The sequence below is a fragment of the Flexivirga lutea genome (genome assembly GCF_054778955.1).
Genome location: NZ_BAAGZB010000001.1, coordinates 444,746 through 468,739, shown reverse-complemented (window position 1 = coordinate 468,739; position 23,994 = coordinate 444,746). Strand labels below are relative to the sequence as shown.

Sequence of the window (23,994 nt, the reverse complement as noted above, 5' to 3'; positions counted from 1 at the left end):
CCAGCGGCCAGGTCACCGCTGGGTGGCGTCCTCCACCTCGCCGACGAGTTCCTCGAGCACGTCCTCCAGGAAGACCACACCCAGCACCCGCTGGGCGGCGTCGTCCACGACGCGCGCGAGGTGCGCACCGCTGCGCTGCATCGTCACCAGCATGTCGTCCACCTCGTCGGACGGCGCGACGGTCGCCAATGGCCGGATGCGCCGCGGGGGCACCGGTTCGGCATACGCCTCGTCGGTCGCGTAGAGCACATCCTTGAGGTGCACGTAACCGGCGATGACGCCGCGGCGATCCAGCACCGGGTAGCGCGAGAAGCCATGTTTGGCGACGAGTCGTTCGATGTCTTCGGGCGTCGCGCCGACCTGCACGGTGACCAGCTCGTCGACCGGCACGGCGACGTCGGCGGCCACCCGGTCGGTGAACTCCAGCGCGCCCTGCACGCGCGCGGACTGCTCCTCGGGCAGCGTCCCCTCACGCTGCGACTCGGCGACGATGAGCTCGACCTCTTCGGCCGAGAACGCTGATGCCGCTTCGTCTTTCGGCTCCACACCCAGGCGGCGCACCGCCCACTTCGCGATCGCCTCGACCGCGCGGATGATCGGCCGCAGCACCCGCGTCACCCACAGCAGAGCGGGCGCGAGCAGCAGCGCGGCGCGGTCCGGCCCGGCGATGGCGAGATTCTTCGGGACCATCTCGCCGAGCACGACGTGCAGGTAGGCGACGATCAGCAATGCCAGCAACAGTGCGACGACAGTCGACAAACCTTCCGGCGCACCGATGCCGGTGAAAAGCGGTTCGATCAGGTGGTGCAGCGCGTCCTCGGCAACCGCACCCAGGAGCACCGAACACACGGTGATGCCCAGCTGGGCGCACGCCAGCAACGACGAAACGTTCTCCAGCGCTTCGAGACTCAGCTTCGCCCGCTTGGAGCCGGCCGCCGCGAGCGGCTCCAGTTGCGAGCGCCGCGCGGCCATCACCGCGAACTCGGCGCCGACGAAGAACGCGTTGCCGAGCAGGAAGACCAACGACAGCCAGAGCTTCATTCGGAAACCTCCGCCTCGTCGGCCGGTATGACGGGAGCCAACCGGACCCGGTCCACCCGCCGGCCGTCCATGGCCACCACCCGCACGGTCCACCCGTGCAGCGCGACCTCGTCACCGACCTGCGGCACGCGCCCGACCGCAGCCATCACGAATCCGCCGACGGTCTCGTAGTAGGCGCCTTCGGGGATGGTCGCGCCGATGCGGTCGTGCACCTCGTCCGGCCGCCAGAGTCCCGGCACCGTCCAGGAGCCGTCCGGCAACAGGCGGCTGACGTCGACCCGCGGGTCGTGCTCGTCGCTCACCTCGCCGACGATCTCCTCGATCACGTCCTCGAGCGTGACGACGCCTGAGGTGCCGCCGTATTCGTCGACCACGATCGCCAACTGGAAGCCGCCGGCCCTTAGCAACAGCAGCAGCGGGTCGAGCAGCATCGTCTCGGGCACGAGCACCGGCCGGATCATCAGTGCCGTGACCGGCACGTCGTCACGGCGGTCCTGCGGGACCGCGATGGCCTTCTTCACATGCACCACGCCGACGACGTCGTCCCAGTCGTCGGCGATGACCGGGAATCGCGAATGACCAGTGCTACGAGCCAGATCCACCACATCGGCAGCGGTGGCGTCGCGCTCGACATACACACAACGCACCCGGGGGCTCATCACGTCGGAGGCGGTGCGCTCACCGAAGTCGAGCGACCGGGTGAGCAGCCGCGCGGTGCCTTCCTCGAGGGTGCCCGCCTCGGCCGAACGCCGCACCATCGACGACAACTCCTGCGGCGTGCGCGCCGCACTCAACTCCTCCTGCGGCTCGATGCCGAGCCGCCGCAGCACGGCGTTCGCCGATCCGTTGAGTATGACGATCAACGGCCTGGTCACGGTCGCGAAGATGCGCACCGGGCCGGCGACGATCTTGGCGACGCCCAGCGGGGCGGAGATGCCGAGGAACTGCGGGATCAGCTCACCGAAGATCATCGAGAAGAGTGAGGCGATGACCAGGGCGAGCACCGTGGCGACCGCGGCGGACGCGGTGCCGGACACCCCGATGGACTCCAGCGGACCTTCCAGCAACGTGCCGAGCGAGGGTTCGACCAGGTAACCGAGCACCAGCGTGGTGATCGTGATGCCGACCTGCGCCGCCGACAACTGCGTGGACAGGCGCCGCAGCGAGCTGAGCACGACGCCGGCACGCGCGTCGCCCTCGTCGACCGCACGCTGCACCGTGGGCCGGTCCAGCGCGACCAGGCTGAACTCGGCGGCGACGAACAGGGCGGTGCCGACGGTCAGCACGACCCCGGCGAGGATGAGCAGCCATTGCACCAACATGTTGGCGACATAGTTTCATGCGTAAGGCGTTCCGACCGCATTCGGAAACGCCCGGCGCACGCACACGCTGGTCGAGTAGCGGCGAGGCGCAAGCCGACGTCCTTGATCTCGATACGTCGCTCGTCCCTCGCGACACTCGATCAGCGGGCGCACGCGACACTCGATCAGCGGGCGCACGCGACACTCGATCAGCGGGCGCGCCGACCGCCGTGGCTACTTCAGCTGGTCCAGCTGCCGCTTCGCCTCGTGCACGATCCGCAGCGCCTCGGCGCGCACCGACTCGGCGGTCTTGCGCGACCGCAGGATCGAGCGCGCGCTCTGCCGCAACTCGTTGATCGCCTGGTCGAACTCCCCGCGCGCCCGGCCGCTCATCGGCTCACCGGTCGCCGGTTGGGCGACCCGGCGCGCCTCCTGCGCGGCCGCCTTGAGCTCGGCGCGCAGGTCCGCGGCCTCACCTTTGACCCGCGAGCGCACCTCGTCGGCGAGCTGACTGGCGGACCGGTCGAGGTCGTCCTCCAGGTCGCCGAGGTCGGCCTGCCGGCGCGCCACCTCCGCCCGGCCGGCGTCGGTGATCGTGTAGGTCACCTTGCGGCCGTCGTCGCCGCGGCTGACCAGGCCCTCCTCCTCGAGCTTGGCCAGCCGTGGATAGACGGTGCCGGCGCTCGGCGTGTAGAGACCGTTGAAGCGTTGCTCCAGATCACGCATGATCTCGTAGCCGTGCCGCGGCCCCTCGTTGAGCAACGACAGCAAATACAGGCGCAACTGCCCGTGGGCGAAGACCGGACTCATAGCGACCCCCTCCTCCGTCGGGTCTCGCTCTTCGACTGCGCCTTTGTTCGCTCGCTTCGCTCGCTCATCAAAGATCCTTCTCCAGCGACGGGCCGTTCGGCCGCTCCGCCGCACGCAGCACCACGACATCCCCGGACACCGACGACGCCGACAGCCGCAACGACTCGTCACCGTCGCGGGTCTCTCCCCCGCGGTGCCACTTGCCGCCGAGCTTGACGCCGTCGACGATCGCGGTGCCGCTCATCGTGGAGACGTTGACCCGGTATCCGCCGCCGGCGGGCACGCGCACCGTCACGTCACCGGAGACGGTGTTGGACTCCACCGTGGCGCTCTGGTTGGTCAGATCGAGGGTGATGTCACCCGAGACACCGTTGAGCTCGATCGGGTCCAGCACGCTGTCGTGCACCGTCATACTCCCCGACACGGTGTTGGCCTCGAGCCGGCCGCGCAGGTTGTGACCCTCGAACGTGCCCGACACGCCGTTGATCTCGATGCGGCCGTCGATGTCGTCCGCCGTGATGTCACCGCTGACCGTGTTGAGCGAAGTGCGCGCATGGATGCCGCTCACCACCGCCCCGGCACTGACGGTGCTGACGTCGGTCCGGGCGTCCCGGGGTATGGCGATCGCGACCCGCGCGCGGATCTGCATGGAGCCGCCGAAGTTCTTCACGCTGGCCCAGAGGTTCTCGCCGCTGTGCTTGACGTGACTGATCTTCAGCTTATGGCCGTTCCAGGTGACCTTCAGCGGCGGACCGACCACCTCCTGCACCTCCACCTGCGCGGTCGGCGAGTCGTGCGTGACGACGTCGACGTGGCCGCCGACCAGGGCGACGGCGAGCGCGTCGACCCGCTCGCCCTCTCCGCCGACGTCGAGCACCTTCGGTCCGTCGAGTTCCCACTCCTGCGCCATGTCGCCTCTCCTTGTCCGTCGGTCACGACATATCGCGTTCAGAATAGACGCGATATGTCGTGAGTTGCAAGCCCTGATTGCTTCCGACAATGCCTGCCCGAGCCGGCCGACACGCCGCGTACGGCGCCGAAAAACCGTATAGCACACGCCCCATGACCTGTTGTCGGCGAGGAACCGCCGGGCGTTAGGCTGGACCTCGTATGGCGGTCCCCGTCGTCATACGCCTGAAACCCGCATAGCCGGACATCCTCAGCATGGCCGTGCCGACCTTGATGAAAGAGGCGCATTCGCGTGTCATCCCAGTCGCCTGACCCCCTCGCGACATTCGGACCCAATGAATGGCTCGTCGACGAACTCTACGAGCAGTTCAAGAACGACAAGAACTCCGTCGACAAGGCGTGGTGGAGTTTCTTCGAGGACTACCGGCCACGCACGGCGGAGACGCCGGCGGGCAACGGCACGACACAGCCGCCCACACCCAGCACGGCCAGCACCGACACCAGCACCACCGCGAGCAAGGACACCGCGAGGGCCACCACCAGCACCGCCCCGGCCGCCGAAGCGCCGAACGGCGCCGCCCGGCAGGCCCCCAAGGGCACGAAGGACAACCGCCGCGACCCGGCGCCGCGCCCCAACCCCGAGGACTATGAGCGCCGGGAGGGCAAGGTCATCGCCCGCGACGCGGGCACCCCCAAGGTGCCGGAGGTCGAGGCCGCCGAGAACCAGACGGTCCCGCTGAAGGGCGTCGCGGCCCGCATCGTCTCCAACATGGAGGCCAGCCTCGAGGTCCCGACCGCGACCAGCGTGCGTGCCGTCCCGGCGAAGCTGCTGATCGACAACCGGATCGTCATCAACAACCACCTGTCCCGCAGCCGCGGCGGCAAGGTCAGCTTCACCCACCTGATCGGCTACGCCATCATCCGGGCGCTGAAGCTGATTCCGGAGATGAACTACTCGCTCGGCGAGGACGAGAAGGGCAAGCCGACGCTCGTCAAGCCCGGCCACGTCGGCTTCGGCCTGGCGATCGACCTGGCCAAGGACGACGGCTCCCGCACCCTGGTCGTGCCCAGCATCAAGGGCGCCGAGGAGATGGACTTCGCGCAGTTCTGGGCGGCATACGAGGAGATGGTGCGCAAGGCGCGCACCAACAAGCTCACGGTCGAGGACTACGCGGGCACGACGATCAGCCTGACCAACCCCGGCGGCATCGGCACCGTCCACTCGATCCCGCGGCTGATGAAGGGCGCGGGCGCGATCATCGGCGTCGGCGCGCTGGACTACCCGGCCGAGTGGCAGGGCGCGAGCAAGGACACCCTCAACGAGGCGGCCGTCAGCAAGATCATCACGCTGACCTCGACCTACGACCACCGCGTCATCCAGGGCGCCGTGTCCGGCGAGTTCCTGCGCGTGGTGCACCAGCTGCTGCTGGGCCAGGACAACTTCTACGACGACATCTTCCAGTCGCTGAAGATCCCCTACGAGCCGATCCGCTGGGTGCAGGACATCGACGCCGGCCACGACGACGACATCAACAAGGTCGCCCGGGTGCAGGAGCTGATCCACGCCTACCGGGTGCGCGGTCACCTGATGGCCGACACCGACCCGCTGGAATACAAGCAGCGCCGGCACACCGACCTCGACGTCACCACCCACGGCCTGACGCTGTGGGACCTGGACCGCACGTTCCCGACGGGCGGGTTCGGCGGCAAGCCGTTCCTGAAGCTGCGCGAGATCCTGGGCATCCTGCGCGACGCCTACTGCCGCTCGATCGGCATCGAATACATGCACATCCAGGACCCCGAGCAGCGGGCCTGGATCCAGAGCAAGGTCGAGAAGGGCTACGAGAAGCAGTCCAGCGCCGAGCAACTGCGCATCCTGCGCCGGCTCAACGCGGCGGAGGCCTTCGAGACCTTCCTGCAGACCAAGTTCGTCGGCCAGAAGCGCTTCTCCCTCGAGGGCGGCGAGTCGGTCATCGCGATGCTCGACCGGATCATCTCCGAGGCCGCCGACGACTCCATGGACGAGGTCTGCATCGGTATGCCGCACCGCGGCCGCCTCAACGTGCTGGCCAACATCGCCGGCAAGTCCTACGGGCAGATCTTCCGCGAGTTCGAGGATCAGCAGTCCAAGAAGTCGGTGCAGGGCTCCGGGGACGTGAAATACCACCTCGGCACCGAGGGCACCTTCACCTCCGACGCCGGCAACAGCACCAGCGTCTACCTGGCGGCCAACCCCTCCCACCTGGAGGCTGTCAACCCGGTGCTGGAGGGCATCGCTCGTGCCAAGCAGGACCGCATCAACCTGGCCGGCGCCGCGTTCACGGTGCTGCCGATCCTGATGCACGGCGACGCGGCGTTCGCCGGGCAGGGCATCGTCGCCGAGACGCTCAACCTGTCGCAGCTGCGCGGTTACCGCACCGGCGGCACGATCCACATCGTGGTCAACAACCAGGTGGGCTTCACCACCGCACCGGAGCAGAGCCGCAGTTCGACATACAGCACGGACGTGGCGCGGATGATCCAGGCGCCGATCTTCCACGTCAACGGCGACGACCCGGAGGCGTGCGTGGGGGTGGCCGAGCTGGCCTACGAATACCGGCAGAAGTTCAACCGCGACGTCGTCATCGACATGGTCTGCTACCGCCGCCGCGGCCACAACGAGGGCGACGACCCCTCGATGACCCAGCCGATGATGTACAAGCTGATCGAGGCCAAGCGCAGCGTCCGCAAGCTCTACACCGAGGCACTCATCGGCCGCGGCGACATCACCCCGGACGAGGCCGAGGCCGCGCTGAAGGACTACCAGAAGCAGCTGGAGCGGGTCTTCACCGAGACCAAGGCCGCCAAGCAGGAGCTGTCGGCGCCAGCCGCGGACAGCTCGGTCGGCACCGACGCCGAGGGCCACGGCGGCCTGGAGCGGCCGTCCGCGCAGGAGGCCGATGACACCCGCGCCGACGGCAGCGTCTTCGACACCGCGATCAGCAGCGAGGAGTTGCTGACGATCGGGAAGACGTGGGCCAACCCGCCGGAGGGCTTCACCGTCCACCCGAAGCTGGCCAAGCTGATGCAGCGCCGCGCGGACATGACCACCAGCGGCGGCATCGACTGGGCGATGGGCGAGCTGCTCGCCTTCGGCTCGCTGCTGATGGAGGGCACCCCCGTGCGCCTCGCCGGTCAGGACAGCCGTCGCGGCACGTTCGTGCAGCGGCACTCGGTGCTGATCGACCACACCAACGGCAACGAGTGGACGCCGCTGCGTTACCTCTCCCCCGACCAGGCGTGGTTCTGGGTCTACGACTCGCTGCTGAGTGAGTATGCCGCCCTCGGCTTCGAATACGGCTACTCGGTGGAGCGCCCGGACGCGCTTGTGCTCTGGGAGGCGCAGTTCGGCGACTTCGTCGACGGCGCGCAGACGATCATCGACGAGTTCATCAGCTCCTCGGAGCAGAAGTGGACGCAGCGTTCGTCGGTGGTGTTGCTGCTGCCGCACGGCTACGAGGGCCAGGGAGCCGACCACTCGTCGGCGCGCATCGAGCGTTTCCTGCAGCTGTATGCCGAGGACAACATGACGATCGCCTACCCGTCGACGCCGGCGTCATACTTCCATCTGCTGCGCCGGCAGGCCGCGGCCCGGCCCCGCAAGCCGCTGATCGTCTTCACGCCGAAGCAGTTGCTGCGGGTGAAGGCCGCGACGTCCAACCCGGAGGACTTCACCAACGGTCGCTTCCGTCCGGTGATGGCCGACCACCAGTCGCCGAAGCCCGAGGACGTGACCCGCGTGATCCTCGCGTCGTCGCGGGTGGTCTACGACTTGGAGGCCGAGCGCGCCAAGCGGGAGGACACCCAGACCGCGATCGTGCGCGTCGAGCAGCTCGCGCCGATCCCGGCCCGCGAGATCGCCGAGGAGCTGCGCAAATACCCGCACGCCGAGATCGTCTGGGTGCAGGACGAGCCGAAGAACCAGGGTGCCTGGTCCTTCATGGCGCTCAACCTGCCCGAGATGCTGGCCCCCCTGGGTGAGACCCGCCCGCTGCGGCTGGTCTCCCGCCCGGCCTCGGCCGCACCGGCCACCGGCTCGCACAAGCGGCACGACGAGCAGCGCGAGCAGCTGATGAAGGAAGCCTTCGACCGACGCTGATCGAGTAGGGCGAGGGACGAGCCCGTATCGAGATCAAGTCGCGCTGGTCGAGCGCTTGCGCCCTGAGGAGCCCGTGAGGCACGAGCGGGCGTCTCGAAGGGCTCGCGCTGGTCGAGTAGCGGAGGAGCGAAGCGGGGGAAGCGTATCGAGACCCGCGCACCGCTCCACACAGCGCAAGGGCCGCACACCACCCGGTGTGCGGCCCTTGCGCGTCTGCGATTCGTCCTTACAGCGCGACCGTTGGCCCTTCGGGACAGGGTTGCGTCGGCCGAAGTCAGTCCTCGACCGGGTCCAACACCTCAAATCCCAATTGCTCGGCAACCTGCGACATGTTCCGATCGTGACTGACGATGACGAGATCGTCCAGACCGGAATGCAGGGCCGAAGCCAGATGGATGGCGTCCAGTGTCTTCACGTGCGGCACGATCGCTTCCGCCGCAGTGAGCGTTCCGTGATCCACCGGAATCGTCGCGAGGCGGTCGATGATTTCGCCCCGCCGCTCCAACGAAAGCCCCTCCCTCCGGAGCAATCTGGTCAACTCCGTGCGTAGGAGTCGAGACGACACCAGGTATTCCCCGTCGCTGACAGCCTGAGCGAACCAGTCCACGGCCGATGGCGAATGGCCGAGCAGAATCCTCCCGGCTACGGAAGTGTCCAGATAGAACTGGCTCACCACTCGCCCTTCATGTCCTGCAGCAGCTCATCGATCGAGCCAGCTGTATTCAACGCATGGCGAGCAAACACCGAAGTGTCCACCGGGCCTGTCGTCTTCGCTGGAATGATGCGTGCCGCGTTCCGCTCCGGCACGATTCTGCCCACTTGCCGGCCGTGAATGGTGAGCGCGTAGGTTTCTCCGGCTTCGACGTCGTGGAGCATCTTCGAGGGGTTCTGACGCAGCTCCCGGGCACTGATCGTCTTCATGACCTCAGCATACGCAGGTTGATCTACTTTGATCTACATTCACCGAATGACTGTCAGGAGTGCGTGCACTCAGTCCTCGGTCTCGTCGCGGATGCGGTCGGCCTCCTCGACGCGTTCCTTCTGCTCTTCGTCCATCTTGCGGGTGTCCCGGGGTTCGGCGAACGGTTCGACGTCGGGCGGCATACCCGCCTGCACCTCCCGCTCCCGTTGCGTCTCGGCGTCGAACTCCAGGCCCAGCAGGATCGCGATGTTGGTGATCCACAGCCACACCAGATGATGACGGTGGCGAGCGACCCGTAGGTCTTGTTGTAGGAGCCGGAGAACGAGACGTACAACGCGAACAGCCCCGAGGCGATCAGCCACAACACCACGGCAAGGACGCCGCCGAGGGTGATCCAGCGGAACTTCGGCTGCTTGACGTTCGGCGTCACGCGATACAGCAGCGCGAAGAGCAACGCGACCACGATGAGCAGGATCGGCCACTTCACGATCCGCCACACCATCAGCAGCGAGTCACCGATGCCGAACGCGCTGCCGACCTGGCTGGCGATCGGGCCGCTGACCACGATGATCACCACGCAGATCAGCAGCATGACCACCACGGCGACCGTGGTCAGCACCCGCACCGGGATGGTGCGCCAGATGGGCCGGCCCTCGCCGATCTCGTAGACCGAGTTGGCGGCGCGCATGAAGGCGGCGACATACCCCGATGCCGACCAGAGGGCGATCACCAGACCAACGATCGCGCCGATCCCGGCGGCGCCGGCGCGTCCCTGCACCTGGGTGATGACCGTCTGCAGGAACGTGGACACGCCGCCCGGCGCCAGCTGGCGCACGTTGCTGAGCACCTGGTCCGTGGTCGACGTGCCCAGCAGGCCCATGATCGAGACCAGCACCAGCAGCCCAGGAAAGATCGCCAGGATCCCGTAGTAGGTCAGCGCCGCTGCGTGGTCGGTGACGTTGTCGTGTTTGAACTGCTGGAGCGCGCGCTTGAGGATCGTCAGCCAACCCGCCTTGGGTATGTCGGCCGGTGTCTGCGGCTTCTGTGCCTCGTCGTCGCCATCGGCTCGTGTCGAGGTCATCGCTTCTCTCCGTCGGGGTCGCAGGGTCACCCCGCGGTACCCGATGGTGAAGTCGATCAATCGCCGTCCACGCTGGTCGAGTAGCTCCCGAGCCCAACCACACGGCTGGTCGAGTAACCCGAGCCCACACGCACGCTGGCCGAGTAGGCCGAGCCCACACGCACGGCTGGGCCGAGTAGCCCGAGCCCACACGCACGGCTGGGCCGAGTAGCCCGAGCCCACACGCACGCTGGTCGAGTAGGCCGAGCCGCTAGGCGAGGCCGTATCGAGACCATCCCCCAAACGTGGCATAATCGTGGCATGCCCCGCTCTCGCATCAGCACGACAGTCGACAGCGACCTGCTCGCTGCCGCTCGCGCGTCGGTCGCACCCGCAGCCGATGCGGCCTTGATGGACGCAGCGCTGCGTGCGCTCCTCGCCGGCAAGCGGAGGGCTGAGATCGATGCTGCATACGATCTCGCATACTCAGCGCATCCGGCCGATGAGCCCGACGCATGGGGAGATCTGGCCAGTTTCCGCGCGGCCGCGAGCAAGTCGTGAGCTGGCCCGCGAGAGGTGAGGTCTGGTGGTGCGAACTTCCGGAAGTGTCTCGACGCCCCGTCGTGGTCCTGTCGCGCGACGCGGCGATTCCCCGGCACCGACGGGCCCTCGTTGCTCCGTGCACCACGACAATCCGCGGATTGGCCAGCGAGGTTGTTCTCGAACCCGGCGAAGACCCCGTCCCGAAGCAGTCGGCAGTCAACCTCGACTCGGTGGAGAGCGTGTCGGTCGCCGCACTCACCGAGCGGCTCGGCAGGCTGGCGGACACGCGGATGCGGCTGATCTGCGCTGCACTTGCCGTCGCGGTCGACTGCGACGTCTGAGCACCCTTCAAAACCTGCACGGAGGACACGTTGTACTTCACGGATCGAGGCATCGAAGAGCTCGCCGCCCGGCGCGGCGATGAAGAGGTCACCCTGGGCTGGCTGTCCGACCAGCTGCGCACGTTCGTCGATCTGAACCCCGACTTCGAGACACCGGTCGAACGTCTGGCGACCTGGCTGGCCCGGCTGGACGACGAGGACGAGGACGACTGACGGGTCCGACGAGATCAAGTACCGCTTCCTGAGCGACTCGCGACCACGCCCTTCCGGACTGCAGCGACGCCATGCGCGACAATGTCCGACGTGACGACTCACCACGATGGCAGCGACCCCGAGTTCAGCCCCACCGCACGCTTTCACGTGACCGAAGGTGACCGTCGCGTCGGACTGTGCTTCGTCGGCGACTCCTTCGTGGCCGGCCTGGGCGATCCGAAAGCCCTCGGCTGGGTGTCCCGGGTGGTCGCCCGCACGCCGCACTCCGGCATCGACCTGGCCAGTTACAACCTCGGCATCCGAGGTCAGAGCTCGACCGACGTCCTCGCTCGGTGGCAGAGCGAGTGCGAGCCGCGCTGGGCGAGGGCCAACGAGCGTCGCCTGGTGGTCAGCGTCGGCCTCAACGACATCGCCCAGGGGCTGACCACCGCCCGCTCACGGCTCAACCTGGCCAACATCCTGGACGATGCGTCGTCCGGCGCCATCTCGACGTATGTCGTCGGCCCCTCCCCGACCATCGACGCGGAGACCAACGACCGGCTGCAGACGCTGGTCGACGCGCAGGCCGACGTATGCTCGCGCCGGGGTGTCACCTATGTCGACTGCTTCCGTCCCCTCCTCGGCCACGACCAGTGGCACGCCGACCTCGCCTCCGGCGACGGCATGCACCCCGGCCAGGCCGGCTACGGCCTCATCGCCTGGCTGGTGCTGCACGCCGGCTGGCAGGGCTGGCTGCAGCTCGACAGCTGACCTGCGCATTCGCTGTCCGGTGTGCAATATCGACCGAACACCCACCCTGATGGCGTCGCGCCGTCACTCGACGGCGTCGAACGCCGCGGCAACGGCCTCTGCGAACGGCGCACCCAGCTGGTCCCGCAGGAATTCGGGTCCCACCGGACCGCCCGGCGCTGTCGACTCCGTCAAGATCTCCAGCGCCGCCAGGGCCAGTGCTTCCGGGTCCGGCTCCACGGCATGCAGCCTCGGATGCAGGCTCGACCGACTTTCCCCGACCGCGTTCGTTCACGGCATGCCCGCCGCTGGCCACCATGTCCAGCGGCGGATGCGACGGGTGCGGAGTTGCCTGCAGCGAGATGATGACTTTCGTGCGCGCCAGGAGCTTGAAGTAGTCGTCCCACGCGAGCCGGCCCAGCGACTGCAGTCCGTCGCCGGCATGCCGGTTGCCGTCGCTGGACCCGACGTGTCGGCGAATCTGGCGGTCATGGTGGCCCCGGTGTGGAAGACCCGCTTCGCCGGCGTGCTCCACTTCTCGCGCTCCCATTCCAGGCCGTCGACGTTGAGGACGACCGGGATGCCGCGGGCCTTGAGCATCGGCAGGAAGTAGCCGTTGGCGACGTTCATGACCAGGGCGACGTCCGGCTTGCGGCGCGCGGCGTCCGCGCAGGCGGTCAGCCCGTACGACAGCGTGCTGGCCGACTTGGACTCCACCCCGCGGGTGAAGCGCTGGGTGACGCCGGCCGGGATCTTCTCCTCGGCGACCTGTCGCGGGCGGCTGTAGACGTCGACGTCCCAGCCGCGTTCGGCCAGGTATGGCGCCAGGTGCCGCACCAGGGTCTCGAAGCCTCCGTAGTAGCTCGGAAAACCGCGGGTGCCGATGATGGCGACCCGCGGCGACTCCCCCACGAGATGTGTGCTTAACCCTTGCGCCCCATGCACTTCCTCCGGCGACAGCGGCCGCTGGGGGCGGCTGTCGTTCCCTGACCGTCGATGCACACTGTAAGGGACGGGGCGGTGGCGCGCAGTCGGCTCCGGCGACTCGGTCAGCTCTTGGACCAGTCGCCGGTCGTCGTGCCGGTCCAGGTGTTGTGCGCCGCCACGAGCCAGCCGTTGTCGCCGGCGAACGTCAGGTCGACGGCCTTGGTGGCGCCGGTGACGCAGGTGAGGGGTTGCGCGGACCCCTTCGACACCGTGGCCAGCTGGACACCGTCGCACCCGGACGCGGTGCGCGCGACGATCAGCGTGTTGTCGCCCGTGGTGCCGATGCTGAGCGCGTCGGCCGATTGATAGATGGTCTTGGCCGAGCCGTCGGCGGGCACCGCGCGCACCTCGCCGGTGGAGCACAGCACGTCGGCGGTGTCGCCGGCGACGGCGAGGTCGATGACCCAGCCCCGGTCGCACGCCTGTTGCGTGTTGCCGCCGTGGACCACTTTCCCGCTGCGCGCGCCGGCGGGCAGCCAGGACGCGGAGCTGGACTTCGACCAGTTGTCGCCGCTCAGCAGCCAGACGGCGTGCGAGCAGTCGCCGGTCGTCTGCCCGCTCAGCTGCAGCCGGCCGCTGCCGCTGAGACTGATGCTCTGCATCGCTCCGGCAGGCGCAGCAGTCTTGGTCGTCCAGGTGCGGCCGCTGTCCTCGGTCGCCTGCACGGTCACCGAGGAGTTGGCGCTGCACGGGCCCGAGTTCACCGCGCGCCATCCCCGCTTGCCGCTTGCCGCGATCACCGACACACCGGGCGACGACACCGCGTCAGTGGCCGATGACGTCGTCTGCGACGGCGTCTGGGAGCCGGTCGACGACGAGCTGGCGGGAGGGGCGCTCGTGTCCGTCGTCGAGGAGGCGACAGCTTGTATGCCGCTCGTCGCCGGCGCCGGTGAGGCGTCCGCGCTCACCTGGAAGTGCTGGTCGACGGCCACGAAGGCCACCGCATTGACCAGCACGAGCGCGCCGATGCCCGCCGCCGACAGCGATGCCTTCATGAGTTGTGTCCCGCCTTCTGGTCTGCAAGTCGCACCTGCCACACACTAGCCATCGGGCATGCTGACACATGCACTCTTGCGAAGGTGTCACGCTTCACCCGCACAAGCGGGTAGTCTCTCCGTGGCGCTGTGACAGTAGGCAACCTATGTTACGGAATGGAAAGTTCGCCGCTCTGGGAGGATTTTGTGGACCTGCGTAGTTATCTTCGGATCCTTCGCAAGCGGTGGAAGACAATTGCGGTGACGACGCTCGTCGTCCTGCTGCTCGCTCAGGCATACAGCTTTGTGGCAGCAAAGAAATATTCCTCGAGCCTGCAGTTCTTCGTGTCGACGGCCGACTCGACCGATGCTGCACAATTGGCGCAGGGCAGCACGTTCAGCCAGGCTCGCGTCACGTCTTACACCCAATTGGTCAACGCCCCGGTGGTGCTCAATCCGGTGATCAAAAAGCTGCACCTGTCTGCCACCGCCGGTGATCTGGCCGGCAGCGTCACCGCCACGGTGCCGCCCAACACGGTGCTGATCGACGTCACGGTCACGAATCGCAGCCCCGAACTTGCGCAAAAGATAGCCGCCGCGATCGGCGAGCAGTTCCCCAAGACGGCGCAGAACCTCGAGCGCGTGTCGTCGGATAAGACCAGCCCGGTGAAGGTCACCCTCACCAAGAACCCGATCGTCGACCGGTCACCGGTGAGCCCAAAGCCCACTCGCAATCTCGCGCTCGGACTGATCCTCGGTCTGCTGCTCGGCTTCGGCCTGGCCGTCCTGCGCCACACCCTGGACAGCAAGGTACGCACCAAGCAAGACGTCGAGGAACTCTCCGAGGACCTGACGATCATCGGCGCGATCCCATTCGACGGCGACGCGCCGAAACACCCGCTGCTGGTGCAGACCGACCCGCACTCAACCCGCGCCGAGGCATTTCGCACCCTGCGCACCAACCTGCGCTTCGTCGACGCCGCCAACCACCCGCGCACGATCGTGATGACCTCCTCGCTGGCTGGCGAGGGCAAGACCACTACGACTGCCAACCTTGCGCTGGTCATCGCGGACACCGGCGCCAGCGTCTGTCTCATCGAGGGCGACCTGCGCCGCCCCCGGCTGCTCGAATATCTCGGCATGGAGGGCGGCGTCGGGCTCACCGACGTGCTCATCGACCGCGCGGAGTTGGGCGATGTGCTGCAGCCCTTCGGCAAGCGCAAGCTCGCCGTGCTCGGTGCCGGTGCGCTGCCCCCGAATCCCAGTGAGCTGCTCAGCTCCGGCGCCATGCAGGCGACGCTCGAGCGGTTGCGTGATCAATTCGATTACGTGCTCATCGATGCGCCACCGCTGCTACCCGTGACCGACGCGGCCGTCATGAGCACCATCGCGGACGGCGCGGTCCTCGTGGTAGGCAGCGGCATCGTGACGCGCGATCAGGTGACGACGGCTGTCGAGTCGCTCGAATCGGTGGACGCGCATTTGCTGGGCGTGACGCTCAACCGGCTGCCCCGCAGCAACCGAGTCGCGGGTTACTACGACTATGCGTACGGCTATCGCGCCCGCACCGACGTGCCGACACGACCGGTGGCGTCGGATTCGCAGCACGTCGACGAAGCGACGGACGACTTGGTTGGCGAGCGAGGTCGGCATGCCCGACTCAGAACCCGCTAATACCCACGTGCGAAGCGATATGTTCGCTCCGACGCTGTCGCGAGGTCTGAGGCGCGAGTTCTTCGTGCTGTCCGCTTGGGGTGCGGCCGATGCACTTGTCCTCATCTTCGCGACGTACGTCGCCGCGTGGTTGCGCTATGACTTCACCGTCAGTGACATCTCGTCGCGCAATGTCACTGTCTTCGCCTGTCTCGCCGCTTTCGTTTTCGTCGTGGTCGGAATCGCCGCCGGGCCCTACCGGATCAATCACACCCGTGGCTCCTTCGAGGAGACCGTCGATCTCGCGCGGACCGGGATCCTGGCCATCATCGTGCTCGGTGTGGGCGTATGGGTGTTTCAAATTCTCGCCGTTCCGCGCAGCCTTCCGCTCACGGCGCCGGTCGTCGGCGTGGTGTTGATGTGTGCGGTTCGATTCATCGTCCGCTCCTATCGAGCGGGTCGCACGATCGGCCATCTTGATGACGTCCCGGTCATCGTTTACGGCGCCGGACACCGCGGGGCGGGCCTCATTCGAGGACTTCTCCGCGACTTGTCGCAAACGCCGCATTTCGTTCCCGTTGCAGCCATCGATGACGACCCGCGGAAGCGGCGCTTGAAAATCGACGGCGTGCGGGTCCGCGGCGGTGGGGACCGCCTCGCCGACATTGCGTGGGAAGTCGGTGCCACAAAAGTCGTCGTCGCCATCCCACAGGCGACAGCTGAGCAGATGCAGCGCATCAACTCCCTCGCCGAAGCCGCCGGCCTGGAGGTGCTCGTTCTTCCGCGCATCGCGGACATGCTGACCGGCGAACGACGCTCGACCGACCTCCGCAAGCTCCAGGTCGAGGACCTCCTCGGCCGCGAGCCGATCACGCTTGACGCGGCAGCAATCTCCGAAGCGATCAGCGGCAAGCGCGTGCTGGTGACGGGCGCGGGCGGATCCATCGGGTCGGAGCTCTGCCGGCAAATCAGCAAGTTCGGCCCCGCCAAACTGATCATGCTTGATCGCGACGAGTCAGGTCTCCACAGCACCCAAATGAGCATCACCGGTCGCGCCCTGCTCGACGACGGGACGTTAGCCCTAGCGGATATTCGCGATCTGGATGGTTTGAACGCTGTCTTCGAGCGGGAACGACCCGACGTCGTGTTCCATGCTGCTGCGCTGAAGCACCTCACCCTGCTCGAGCAGTTTCCGCTGGAGGCGTGGAAGACGAACGTTCTTGGGTCGCTCAACGTGCTGGAGGCGGCGCGGCGCGTGGGCGTGACGACGTTCGTCAATATCTCGACCGATAAGGCGGCAAACCCGTCGTGCGTTCTGGGCTACAGCAAGCGGTGCGCCGAACGGCTCACCGCAGCCTACGCCTCCTACGACACCGGCACCTACGTCAGCGTCCGCTTCGGCAACGTACTTGGCTCGCGAGGTTCCGTGGTTGCCGCCTTCACCGCCCAAATCGAACGGGGCGGGCCAGTGACCGTTACTCACCCGGATGTCGAACGCTATTTTATGCTGATTCCGGAGGCGTGCCAGCTCGTGCTACAAGCTGGTGCCATCGGCAAGGACGGCGAGGTGATGGTGCTCGAGATGGGCAGCCCGATGAAGATTGATGACATGGCCAGGACTCTCATCAAACTCTCCGGCAAGAGCGATGTCGACATTGTCTACACCGGTCTTCGCCAGGGTGAGAAGATGACCGAAGAACTCTTCTCCCCGACCGAGAAGAGCAAAGAGTCAACGCACCCGTTGGTCCGCCATGTGGAAGTGCCCACACTCGCTCCCGCGGCCGTCCGTGCAGTAGACCCGGATGACGTCTCGACGTTCGAGTGGATGCTCGATGCCAGCAACGGTCACAGCGACTCCGGTGTGCGCTCCACGGCAAACCACTCGTGGGAGCACGTCCGTTGATCAAGACACTTACCGTCGCCGCTACTGCGACGTGTGCCGCGGCCCCCTTGGTCCGCCGGCTGATGGTGAACGCCGGCCGGATGGATGTACCGAACCACCGCTCCTCGCACGCTGTGCCAGTTCCGCGCGGCGGCGGACTCGCGGCGCTCGCCGGTGTTGCGACGGCTTTCGTCGTGAACCGGCCGCGGATACATCTCGGCACCGGGGTCGCCGCGGTTTCGCTCGTCGGAGTGGGCTATGCGGATGATCACACGACCGCGTCCGGAGGACTGTCCCCACAGCTTCGACTTGGTGTTCAAGCAATGGCGGGCCTTAGTGCAAGTAGTGGCTCAAGCCCCCTGATTAGCCTTGCTGCATCGTTCACCACGGTGAGCGTGGTCAACGCGGTCAATTTCATGGACGGGATCAATGGCATCACCGGGCTCACCTCCCTCGTCTGGGGCTTGAATGCGGCATGCAGTGAGCTTTCCGACGTCGCCTGGATCGGTGCCGTGACGGCGGGCGCGGGCTTGGGCTTCCTCCCCTGGAATGCCCCGACCGCGCGCCTCTTCCTCGGCGATAGCGGAAGCTATCTTCTCGGCGGCCTCATGGCTTTGGGGATCGTTCGCACGATGGTGCGCAGCAGAAGGATTCGCGAATCCGTTCTCATTGGGGCACCACTGCTGCCGTACGGCGTAGACGTCGCGCAGGCGATCATCCGCCGGGCGGCGAGTGGCGTCGCATTGACCGAGGCTCATCGCGAACACGTCTACCAGCAGTTGGTTGATCACGCAGGCATGAGTCATCTGCAGGTGGCCACCATCCACGCGGCGCTTGCCTCTGCCATCGCCGTCACCTGGCGGCGCGTTGATTCTCCGGCAGTCGCAACGACAGGCGCAGTCGCGATGCTCGCCTCGTATCTCGTTTTGCCAAAGTGCCTCCGCAGCACGGAGCTTTGATGCACATCGGACAAATTACGCAGTGGTACGACCCTGAGGGAAGCTCTGCGGCCCTGCCCGGGGTCATCTCACGGTCCCTGGCTTCACGTGGAAACACCGTTGATGTCTTGACCGGTTTTCCGAACTACCCCAACGGTGAAGTCTTCAGTGGTTATCGGGTTCGCCCCTACCAACGCGAACGAGCGGCAAACCTGACGATCCATCGCGCGCCGCTGTGGGCCAACCATGACCCCAGCAGTGCTCGGCGGGCCGCCAATTATCTGTCGTTCGCAGCTGGGGCTTCGACCATCGGCGTTACGCGGTTCCCGCGGACCGATGCCAACCTGGTGCACCTCACGCCCGCGACTGTCGCGCTGCCCGCCCTGGCGATCAAACTCTTGCGCCGGGTGCCATACGTCGTGCACGTGCAGGACTTGTGGCCCGACACAGTGTTGCACTCTGACTTCCTGAAGGGCGGCCATTCCCGAGTTGAACGAGCATTGCATGTCATGTGCGATCTCATCTATCGTCAGGCAGCATCAATCGCCGTGACGTCACCCGGGATGATCGAGGCGATCATCGAGCGAGGCGTCGAACCCAAGAAGATTCATTTCGTGCCGAACTGGGCGGATGAAAAAGTTATCACTGGAGCTTTCGAACCGGACGCCGCGCTCAAGGAGGAACTCGGCCTGAGCGCTCCCTTTGTGGTGATGTACGCAGGCAATTTCGGCGAATATCAAAAGGTCGACCTACTCCTTAAGGCGGCCTCTCTCCTCAGCGATCAGTCAGCGATCCAATTCGCCATTGTCGGCGGTGGCGTCGAGGAACGACGCCTGAGAGACCTCGCCCGCGGTCTCGACAACGTCGTGTTCGTCCCACCGCAGCCGTTCGAGTCCATGGGCAGAGTCTTGTCGGTGGGTGACCTTCATTACATTGCACTCGACAGCATGCCGCTCTTCGAGAAGACGATCCCGTCCAAGATCCAGGCCACCCTGGCGGCCGGTCGGCCAGTCGTGGCATCGCTCAGTGGAGATGCCCGGAAGGTGCTCACCGAAGCTGGCAGCACAGTGGTGGCCGAACCGACGCCCGAAGCAATCGCCGCCGCGATACGCACGCATGCCTCGTTGCCAGAGCGTGAACTGATCCGTCGCAAGAACCGATCGCGCGATCACTACGCTCGGGTATTCAGCGAAGAGGCCTCGAGCCGGTCACTCATCAACTTGCTGTCCCACGCAGCCCGGGACGTGTGTCCATGAAGAAGATCGGCATTGTCGGCGCGTCCGGCTTCGTGGGGTCCGCGGTGACGACCGCTCTGCTAGGGGTTGGAATCCAGGTGCACAGCATCCGTGCTCCTCGGTTCAGTGTGACTGAAGAGCGCGATATCTCAGGCGCGATGCGGCACATGGATCAAGAGATCGTCGCCCTAGCAGCTCAGTTCACAGGGTGCGACGCCGTCATCAACTGTGCGGGCAACCCCGACGCATCTTCTCAGGACGAAGAGGCTCTGTTCGGCGCCAACGCTTTGCTGCCCGGAGTGATCGGTGCATCCGCGTGTTTGGCAGGGATCCCCCGCTACGTGCACGTGAGCAGCGCGGTGGTACAAGGGCGGGCAGAGGTACTGGATAGTTCCATGCAATTCGATCCGTTCTCGGCATACGCTCGATCCAAAATGCGCGGTGAGTTGCACGCGAGAGAGTTCGGTCCAGTCGAGACCTCGATCTACCGGCCACCCAGCGTTCATGCGAGCAGCAGGCGGGTGACCCGCGGCATCACGCGGCTCGCTGCTTCGCCATTCTCGTCGGTCGCAGCGCCTGCGGAGTCACCCACTCCCCAGACGCTTGTCGCCAACGTGGCTGACGCTCTTCGCTTCATGGCTACGACGGAAATGACGCTGCCGCCGGTCGTACATCACCCCAGCGAGGGACTGACCACCGGCTTACTACTCGAGTTGCTCGGCAGCCGCAAACCGAAAGTGCTGCCCCGTGCACTCGCCCGCGCCGCGGTGGGCTCCATCGTGCTCGCAGGTCGGGCCGTGAAGCCACTTGCCCCAAACGCGCGCAGGGTCGAAATGTTGTGGTTCGGACAGCGGCAAGCAACGAGCTGGCTGGACGAGCAAGGCTGGCAGCCGATAGAAGGACTTGGCGCGTGGATGGAACTCGGATGGACCATGCGAAATAGGAAAGAGGCGTGATGGGGATGTCGTTGGCGGGAGCCACAGTCGCGATCACCGGAGGCACCGGCTCCTTCGGCTCGACGATGGTGCGGCACTTGCTCAAGGAGGATGTCGCTGCCGTGCACGTGGTCAGCCGCGACGAGGCGAAACAGGACGAGCTTCGCAAGGCGGTCGGAGACTCGAGGCTGAAGCTTTTTCTCGGCGACATCCGTGACTACGACTCGGTGGCCGAATCGTTCGTTGACGCGGACTTCGCGTTCCACGCCGCAGCGCTCAAGCAAGTGCCCTCGTGCGAGTTCTTCCCCGAGCAGGCTGTCAAGACCAATGTCGAGGGCAGCCGCAACGTTATTCGTGCTGCCCACGCCGCTGGTGTTCGCTCACTCGTGTGCCTGAGCACCGACAAAGCGGTCTATCCGATCAACGCTATGGGCATGACGAAGGCGTTGATGGAGAAGACCGCCCAGGCCTGGGCCCGGAACCACCCGGAGAGTAAGACCATCGTGTCGACCACTCGCTACGGCAACGTGATGTACTCACGCGGCTCGGTGATCCCGCTCTTCGTCTCCCAGCTGAGGCAGGGACGAGCCATCACTGTCACTGAGGGCTCCATGACACGCTTCCTGATGTCACTCGACGAGTCGGTCGACCTCGTCCTGCACGCGTTCTTCAACGCTCAGCCGGGAGATCTCTTCGTCCGTAAGGCGCCGGCTTCGACTGTCGAGGTGTTGGCGAGAGCAGTTGCCCACGTGCTCGGATACGACGAACCCGACATCAAGGTGATCGGCACTCGCCATGGTGAGAAACAGCATGAGACGCTCCTCAGCCAGGAGGAGCGGCTGAAGTCGCTCGATCAGGGGCCATATTTCCGAGTTCCGCTGGACGCCAGGTCACTGGAGTACGGGCTGTACACCGAGGAGGGTGATCGAGCGGCCGCGGCGATGAGCGACTACACGTCGGCCAACACGACGCAGCTCGATGTCGACGCCACCTGCGAACTACTGCTCCGTCTCCCAGAGATTCAGGCCCTGAGGAGTCAGCGCTGATGAGGATTCTACTCACCGGCTCGGCGGGATTTCTCGGCTGGCACACCAGAGTGCGGCTGCGCGCTCTCACCAACCACGAAGTGGTACTGGCCACCCGAAAGAACTGGACGCAGCTCCGGCAGCTCGCCGCAGAATGCGATGCGATAGTCCACGTCGCCGGAGTCAACCGCGGAACGCCGCACGAGGTGAACGACGGAAATGCGCGTCTGGCCGAGGACCTGGCGACGCTCCTTCGGCCCGGCTCATCGGTACAGCGCGTCGTGTACGCCAATTCGATCTGGGCAGGGAGCGCGAGCCCCTACGGGGAGGGCAAGGCCAGGGCGAACGCCGCGCTGGGCGAAGCGGCGGCGGACGCGGGCGCAGCCTATGTCGACGTTCGTCTCCCGAACATCTTCGGTGAGAGCGGGCGGCCCGACTACAACTCATTCGTGGCGACCTTCGTGCACAAGATAGCTTCGGATGAACTTCCGGAGATCGTCGACCGGCCGATCCGCCTCCTGCACGCACAAGCCGCCGCGCAGACGCTGATCGATGCCCTCACCACCTCTCTGCCCAACCTGGAACCCACAGGCACCGAAACGACGGTCCAAACCGTGTGGGACACGCTGTCCGTAATGAGACGTTTGTACGACGCGGGAGACATCCCTGCCCTGAGTAGCCAGATTGATGTCGAGCTGTTCAACACGCTCCGGTGGGCCATGTTCCCGCAGCATTACCCGATCGCGCTGAAGCAGCACGCCGACAGCCGAGGCGACCTCGTCGAAACGGTGCGTGCACACGGCGGGCAGGGCCAAACTTTCGTCTCGACTACTCACCCCGGCATCACACGGGGGGAACACTTCCACTTGGAGAAGGTGGAGAGGTTCGTCGTCCTCCGCGGCCGGGGACGGATCTCACTACGTCAGGTGTTCACGGACAAGATCGTCAGTTTTGACGTCAGCGGTGATGCACCGGCGATCATCGACATGCCAACGATGTGGGTACACAACATCACCAACATCGGTGATGACGAACTGGTCACGATGTTCTGGGCACACGAACTCTTCAACCCCGAGGCACCGGATACGTTCCCGGAGCCGGTTATGCGTCAGGAGCACCCTGCATGAAGGTCATGACCATCGTCGGGACGCGGCCGGAAATCATCCGACTCTCCCGAGTGATGACCCGATTGGACTCGACGGTTGAGCACGTCATCGTGCACACCGGTCAGAACTATGACTACGAACTCAACGGTGTCTTCTTCGCTGATCTGGGCCTGCGCAAGCCGGACCACTTCCTCGAGGTAGATACGTCGAGTCTCGGACACGTCCTCGGGGACACACTCATTCGGTCCGAGCAGGTCATGCTGGATGAGCGCCCTGACGCTGTCCTCGTCCTCGGCGACACCAACAGTTGCATCGCGGCTGTCATAGCGAAGCGGCTGCGCATCCCCGTGTATCACATGGAAGCGGGCAACCGCTGCTTCGATGAAAACGTTCCAGAAGAGACCAACCGACGCCTGGTCGACCACGTTGCCGACTTCAATCTTGTCTACACCGAGCACGCCCGACGCAACCTGCTTGCCGAGGGCCTGCAACCGCGACGGATCATAAAGACAGGAAGTCCTATCCGCGAAGTGCTTGATGCCTACAAGGCTCAGATACTTGCCTCGGACGTGCTGGCCGAACGAGGGCTTCAGAGCGGCGAATACTTTCTCGTCAGCTCACATCGAGAGGAAACGGTCGACGACTCGGAGCGACTCCAAACACTCCTCCGGGGCCTGGTTGCAGTACGGGATTCCTTCGGCCTTCCGGTCTTTGTATCAACGCACCCACGATCCAGGAAGCGTCTCGAGGCTCTGCCCAACTGGAGCGAGCCGCACAATATTACGTTTAGTGAGCCGCTCGGATTCCATGATTACAACAAGCTACAGCTCTCGGCCGCTTGCGTGCTTTCCGACTCTGGAACCATCGCCGAGGAGTCATCACTGTTGGGATTCCCGGCAGTCACTTTACGCGATTCGATCGAGCGTCCAGAAGCACTCGATACCGGAGCGATCATAATGACGGGCCTGCACACCGACGACATAGTGACAGCGGTGCGCGTCGCGATGAACTCAGACCATCAGCGCAATGGCATTAGCACCATCACGCCCGCCGACTATCTTCCCACCAACTGTTCCGAGCGCGTTGTTAACTTCATCCTGTCCACCGCGCACCGCCATCACCAGTGGGCCGGTATCCGACAATGACACAGAGGATGTCCCACCACAATCACGCATCCATCGGGAACAGCACTGCTCTATCTCTATCCAGAGCAGGTTCCATCAAACCCACCGTCGCCCGGGGGGCGTCCGTG

Annotated in this window: 23 protein-coding genes; 13 read left to right on the top strand and 10 right to left on the bottom strand. The window is 65.8% G+C overall.

Features of this window, described 5'->3' with window-relative positions; all coding sequences use genetic code 11:
- Nucleotides 1-12 precede the first annotated feature (12 nt).
- The 4 genes from ACYVBN_RS02325 to ACYVBN_RS02310 form a co-directional block, all read right to left on the bottom strand.
- Entirely contained in the window at nt 13-1,041 is a 1,029-nt protein-coding gene (locus ACYVBN_RS02325) for a hemolysin family protein (protein WP_460599117.1), read from the bottom strand.
- Nucleotides 1,038-2,360, bottom strand: a complete 1,323-nt coding sequence (locus ACYVBN_RS02320; RefSeq protein WP_440281745.1) for a hemolysin family protein — start codon at nt 2,358-2,360, stop codon at nt 1,038-1,040. Before ACYVBN_RS02320 ends, ACYVBN_RS02325 begins: the two co-directional genes overlap by 4 nt.
- A gap of 216 nt (nt 2,361-2,576) precedes the next feature.
- Entirely contained in the window at nt 2,577-3,152 is a 576-nt protein-coding gene (locus tag ACYVBN_RS02315; RefSeq protein WP_460599116.1) for a PadR family transcriptional regulator, read from the bottom strand.
- A gap of 67 nt (nt 3,153-3,219) precedes the next feature.
- Complete coding sequence (locus ACYVBN_RS02310; RefSeq protein WP_460599115.1) at nt 3,220-4,062, bottom strand: DUF4097 family beta strand repeat-containing protein; 843 nt, start codon at nt 4,060-4,062, stop codon at nt 3,220-3,222.
- Nucleotides 4,063-4,347: 285 nt separating this feature from the next.
- Between ACYVBN_RS02310 and ACYVBN_RS02305 the strand changes: the two genes are divergently transcribed.
- On the top strand, nt 4,348-8,199 hold the full coding sequence (locus ACYVBN_RS02305) for a multifunctional oxoglutarate decarboxylase/oxoglutarate dehydrogenase thiamine pyrophosphate-binding subunit/dihydrolipoyllysine-residue succinyltransferase subunit (protein WP_460599784.1): 3,852 nt from the start codon (nt 4,348-4,350) through the stop codon (nt 8,197-8,199).
- A gap of 274 nt (nt 8,200-8,473) precedes the next feature.
- Here ACYVBN_RS02305 and ACYVBN_RS02300 read toward each other — a convergent pair whose 3' ends face one another.
- The 3 genes from ACYVBN_RS02300 to ACYVBN_RS02290 are packed head-to-tail and all read right to left on the bottom strand — an operon-like array spanning nt 8,474 to nt 10,202.
- Complete coding sequence (locus tag ACYVBN_RS02300) at nt 8,474-8,872, bottom strand: PIN domain-containing protein (RefSeq protein WP_440281687.1); 399 nt, start codon at nt 8,870-8,872, stop codon at nt 8,474-8,476.
- On the bottom strand, nt 8,869-9,120 hold the full coding sequence (locus ACYVBN_RS02295; RefSeq protein WP_440281688.1) for a type II toxin-antitoxin system Phd/YefM family antitoxin: 252 nt from the start codon (nt 9,118-9,120) through the stop codon (nt 8,869-8,871). The genes ACYVBN_RS02300 and ACYVBN_RS02295 overlap by 4 nt, the downstream gene beginning before the upstream one ends.
- A gap of 53 nt (nt 9,121-9,173) precedes the next feature.
- Nucleotides 9,174-10,202: a YihY/virulence factor BrkB family protein gene (locus tag ACYVBN_RS02290; RefSeq protein ID WP_460599114.1), complete on the bottom strand. Its 1,029-nt coding sequence runs from the start codon at nt 10,200-10,202 to the stop codon at nt 9,174-9,176.
- Between the two features lie 300 nt (nt 10,203-10,502).
- On the opposite strand from ACYVBN_RS02290, the gene ACYVBN_RS02285 reads away from it, so the two are divergent.
- The 4 genes from ACYVBN_RS02285 to ACYVBN_RS02270 all read left to right on the top strand — a co-directional run bounded on the left by ACYVBN_RS02285 (nt 10,503) and on the right by ACYVBN_RS02270 (nt 12,028).
- Nucleotides 10,503-10,742: an antitoxin MazE5 gene (locus tag ACYVBN_RS02285; RefSeq protein WP_460599113.1), complete on the top strand. Its 240-nt coding sequence runs from the start codon at nt 10,503-10,505 to the stop codon at nt 10,740-10,742.
- Complete coding sequence (locus ACYVBN_RS02280; protein ID WP_460599112.1) at nt 10,697-11,065, top strand: type II toxin-antitoxin system PemK/MazF family toxin; 369 nt, start codon at nt 10,697-10,699, stop codon at nt 11,063-11,065. The genes ACYVBN_RS02285 and ACYVBN_RS02280 overlap by 46 nt, the downstream gene beginning before the upstream one ends.
- Nucleotides 11,066-11,095: 30 nt before the next feature.
- Nucleotides 11,096-11,278, top strand: a complete 183-nt coding sequence (locus tag ACYVBN_RS02275; RefSeq protein WP_460599111.1) for a DUF6104 family protein — start codon at nt 11,096-11,098, stop codon at nt 11,276-11,278.
- A gap of 81 nt (nt 11,279-11,359) precedes the next feature.
- Nucleotides 11,360-12,028, top strand: coding sequence for an SGNH/GDSL hydrolase family protein (locus tag ACYVBN_RS02270; protein ID WP_460599110.1), 669 nt, complete (start codon nt 11,360-11,362; stop codon nt 12,026-12,028).
- Here the strand turns inward: ACYVBN_RS02270 and ACYVBN_RS02265 are convergent.
- From ACYVBN_RS02265 to ACYVBN_RS02255, 3 genes are all read right to left on the bottom strand, one after another.
- On the bottom strand, nt 11,970-12,392 hold the full coding sequence (locus ACYVBN_RS02265; RefSeq protein ID WP_460599783.1) for a rhamnosyltransferase WsaF family glycosyltransferase: 423 nt from the start codon (nt 12,390-12,392) through the stop codon (nt 11,970-11,972). The genes ACYVBN_RS02270 and ACYVBN_RS02265 overlap by 59 nt on opposite strands.
- Nucleotides 12,299-12,919: a glycosyltransferase family protein gene (locus ACYVBN_RS02260; RefSeq protein WP_460599109.1), complete on the bottom strand. Its 621-nt coding sequence runs from the start codon at nt 12,917-12,919 to the stop codon at nt 12,299-12,301. Before ACYVBN_RS02260 ends, ACYVBN_RS02265 begins: the two co-directional genes overlap by 94 nt.
- A gap of 137 nt (nt 12,920-13,056) precedes the next feature.
- Nucleotides 13,057-13,989, bottom strand: a complete 933-nt coding sequence (locus ACYVBN_RS02255) for a thiamine pyrophosphate-dependent enzyme (protein ID WP_460599108.1) — start codon at nt 13,987-13,989, stop codon at nt 13,057-13,059.
- Nucleotides 13,990-14,229: 240 nt separating this feature from the next.
- Here ACYVBN_RS02255 and ACYVBN_RS02250 point away from each other — a divergent pair, with 240 nt between their 5' ends.
- From ACYVBN_RS02250 to wecB, 8 genes are read left to right on the top strand one after another with little or no spacing between them, the layout of a single operon-like run.
- A complete protein-coding gene (locus ACYVBN_RS02250) occupies nt 14,230-15,642 on the top strand; it encodes a tyrosine-protein kinase domain-containing protein (protein ID WP_460599107.1) in 1,413 nt (470 codons plus the stop codon).
- Nucleotides 15,620-17,524: a polysaccharide biosynthesis protein gene (locus ACYVBN_RS02245; protein WP_460599106.1), complete on the top strand. Its 1,905-nt coding sequence runs from the start codon at nt 15,620-15,622 to the stop codon at nt 17,522-17,524. Before ACYVBN_RS02250 ends, ACYVBN_RS02245 begins: the two co-directional genes overlap by 23 nt.
- Nucleotides 17,521-18,462, top strand: a complete 942-nt coding sequence (locus ACYVBN_RS02240) for an MraY family glycosyltransferase (protein WP_460599105.1) — start codon at nt 17,521-17,523, stop codon at nt 18,460-18,462. Before ACYVBN_RS02245 ends, ACYVBN_RS02240 begins: the two co-directional genes overlap by 4 nt.
- A complete protein-coding gene (locus ACYVBN_RS02235; RefSeq protein WP_460599104.1) occupies nt 18,462-19,697 on the top strand; it encodes a glycosyltransferase family 4 protein in 1,236 nt (411 codons plus the stop codon). The genes ACYVBN_RS02240 and ACYVBN_RS02235 overlap by 1 nt, the downstream gene beginning before the upstream one ends.
- Nucleotides 19,694-20,632 (top strand): NAD-dependent epimerase/dehydratase family protein, encoded by a 939-nt coding sequence (locus tag ACYVBN_RS02230; RefSeq protein WP_460599103.1) that lies wholly within the window; start codon nt 19,694-19,696, stop codon nt 20,630-20,632. The genes ACYVBN_RS02235 and ACYVBN_RS02230 overlap by 4 nt, the downstream gene beginning before the upstream one ends.
- Nucleotides 20,632-21,657 carry a polysaccharide biosynthesis protein gene (locus ACYVBN_RS02225; protein WP_460599782.1) on the top strand — a complete coding sequence of 342 codons (1,026 nt, stop codon included), beginning with the start codon at nt 20,632-20,634 and terminating at the stop codon, nt 21,655-21,657. The genes ACYVBN_RS02230 and ACYVBN_RS02225 overlap by 1 nt, the downstream gene beginning before the upstream one ends.
- Nucleotides 21,657-22,763, top strand: coding sequence for a polysaccharide biosynthesis C-terminal domain-containing protein (locus tag ACYVBN_RS02220; RefSeq protein ID WP_460599102.1), 1,107 nt, complete (start codon nt 21,657-21,659; stop codon nt 22,761-22,763). Before ACYVBN_RS02225 ends, ACYVBN_RS02220 begins: the two co-directional genes overlap by 1 nt.
- Entirely contained in the window at nt 22,760-23,887 is a 1,128-nt protein-coding gene (gene wecB, locus ACYVBN_RS02215) for a UDP-N-acetyl glucosamine 2-epimerase (RefSeq protein WP_460599101.1), read from the top strand. Before ACYVBN_RS02220 ends, wecB begins: the two co-directional genes overlap by 4 nt.
- Nucleotides 23,888-23,994 lie beyond the last annotated feature (107 nt).

Excerpts from the sequence above, each read along its gene's own strand:
- ACYVBN_RS02315 (WP_460599116.1), bottom strand. The coding sequence starts at position 3,152 with ATGAGTCCGGTCTTCGCCCACGGGCAGTTGCGCCTGTATTTGCTGTCG.
- ACYVBN_RS02310 (WP_460599115.1), bottom strand. The coding sequence starts at position 4,062 with ATGGCGCAGGAGTGGGAACTCGACGGACCGAAGGTGCTCGACGTCGGC.
- ACYVBN_RS02325 (WP_460599117.1), bottom strand. The coding sequence starts at position 1,041 with ATGAAGCTCTGGCTGTCGTTGGTCTTCCTGCTCGGCAACGCGTTCTTC.
- ACYVBN_RS02230 (WP_460599103.1), top strand. The coding sequence starts at position 19,694 with ATGAAGAAGATCGGCATTGTCGGCGCGTCCGGCTTCGTGGGGTCCGCG.
- ACYVBN_RS02245 (WP_460599106.1), top strand. The coding sequence starts at position 15,620 with ATGCCCGACTCAGAACCCGCTAATACCCACGTGCGAAGCGATATGTTC.
- ACYVBN_RS02285 (WP_460599113.1), top strand. The coding sequence starts at position 10,503 with ATGCCCCGCTCTCGCATCAGCACGACAGTCGACAGCGACCTGCTCGCT.
- ACYVBN_RS02220 (WP_460599102.1), top strand. The coding sequence starts at position 21,657 with ATGAGGATTCTACTCACCGGCTCGGCGGGATTTCTCGGCTGGCACACC.
- ACYVBN_RS02255 (WP_460599108.1), bottom strand. The coding sequence starts at position 13,989 with ATGAAGGCATCGCTGTCGGCGGCGGGCATCGGCGCGCTCGTGCTGGTC.
- ACYVBN_RS02235 (WP_460599104.1), top strand. The coding sequence starts at position 18,462 with ATGCACATCGGACAAATTACGCAGTGGTACGACCCTGAGGGAAGCTCT.
- ACYVBN_RS02280 (WP_460599112.1), top strand. The coding sequence starts at position 10,697 with ATGGGGAGATCTGGCCAGTTTCCGCGCGGCCGCGAGCAAGTCGTGAGC.
- ACYVBN_RS02290 (WP_460599114.1), bottom strand. The coding sequence starts at position 10,202 with ATGACCTCGACACGAGCCGATGGCGACGACGAGGCACAGAAGCCGCAG.
- ACYVBN_RS02225 (WP_460599782.1), top strand. The coding sequence starts at position 20,632 with ATGGGGATGTCGTTGGCGGGAGCCACAGTCGCGATCACCGGAGGCACC.
- wecB (WP_460599101.1), top strand. The coding sequence starts at position 22,760 with ATGAAGGTCATGACCATCGTCGGGACGCGGCCGGAAATCATCCGACTC.
- ACYVBN_RS02270 (WP_460599110.1), top strand. The coding sequence starts at position 11,360 with ATGTCCGACGTGACGACTCACCACGATGGCAGCGACCCCGAGTTCAGC.
- ACYVBN_RS02295 (WP_440281688.1), bottom strand. The coding sequence starts at position 9,120 with ATGAAGACGATCAGTGCCCGGGAGCTGCGTCAGAACCCCTCGAAGATG.